Genomic DNA, 1,141 nt, shown 5'->3' with positions numbered 1-1,141 from the left:
GCGAGCGGGACGCGGTCGACGCCGTCGAGCGGTTCTACCCGTACGGCCGCGCGGTCGACGACGCGCGGATCGACCGCGTCGCCGCCGAGGCCGACCTGCTCAAGACCGGCGGTACCGACGCGCACGAACGGACGCTCGGCGTCGCGGGGCTGACGGGATCGGCGTTCGCCCCGGTCCGCAAGCGCCTCCCCGAGCCGGTCCCGATCGAGGAGGGCTCCGCCGGAGCGACGACCGACGAACAGGATTAAGCCCGCGCCGAACGGAGTGGCGCGTATGCGGTGTCACTACTGCGACCGGGAGGCCACGTACGAGGCCGAGCAGCGCGGCGTGGTCGTCGGGCTCTGCGAGTCGCACTTCAAACAGCGCGTCGAGGAGCTCGCGGAGTCGGACGAGCTGGCGGAGCTCCGAGACCGAATCGACATCGAGTCCTCCGAGTAGTCGCACTGTTTCGCCCTCCTCCGCGTCGGACCTCCGGCCCCACCGGTGGCACTCGGCCACCGAACGCCCCGCTTCGAGACGAACGCTAAAAGACCGCGCGGGGCCAACGCCCCCACATGGACCTCACGGACCGGCCACGCCGACTCCGGACCGACGGCGTTCGCCCGCTGGTCGCCGAGACCGACCTCTCGGCGTCCGACCTGGTCGCACCCGTCTTCGTCGACGCGACGACCGACGAGCGCGTGCCGATCGAGACGATGCCGGGCCACGAGCGCGTCCCGGTCGAACAGGCGGTCGACCGCGTCGAGGAGATCACCGAGACCGGCGTCGAGACCGTGATCCTCTTCGGCGTCCCCGAGTCGAAAGACCCCGAGGGGAGCCGGGCGTACGCCGACGACGGCGTCGTCCAGCGGGCAATCCGGCGGATCGACGCGGAGACGGACGCGACGGTGATCGGCGACGTCTGCCTCTGTGAGTACACCGATCACGGCCACTGCGGCGTGATCGAGGAGTCCGCCGAGACGGACCCGACGCTCACCGTCAAAAACGACGAGACGCTCGACCTCCTCGCGAAGACCGCCGTCTCGCAGGCCGACGCGGGCGCGGACGTGGTCGCCCCTCCGCGATGACCGACGGCGAGTCGGGCGCGATCGGCGAGGCGNTCGACGAAGTCGTGGAGGCAAGGNACACAGGGGATAGGNGA

Annotated in this window: 1 protein-coding gene and 2 pseudogenes; all 3 read left to right on the top strand. The window is 71.1% G+C overall.

Annotated features, from left to right (window positions below):
* Positions 1 to 248, top strand: a pseudogene (locus BN903_RS09740) (PHP domain-containing protein); the annotation flags it as partial.
* Between the two features lie 25 nt (positions 249 to 273).
* Positions 274 to 438 carry a DUF6757 family protein gene (locus BN903_RS17465; protein ID WP_006114727.1) on the top strand — a complete coding sequence of 55 codons (165 nt, stop codon included), beginning with the start codon at positions 274 to 276 and terminating at the stop codon, positions 436 to 438.
* A 116-nt stretch (positions 439 to 554) separates the two neighbouring features.
* Positions 555 to 1,141: pseudogene (locus BN903_RS09735) on the top strand (porphobilinogen synthase); the annotation flags it as partial.

It is taken from the genome of Halorubrum sp. AJ67 (assembly GCF_000513435.1).
This window is presented reverse-complemented; position numbering and strand designations above follow the sequence as displayed.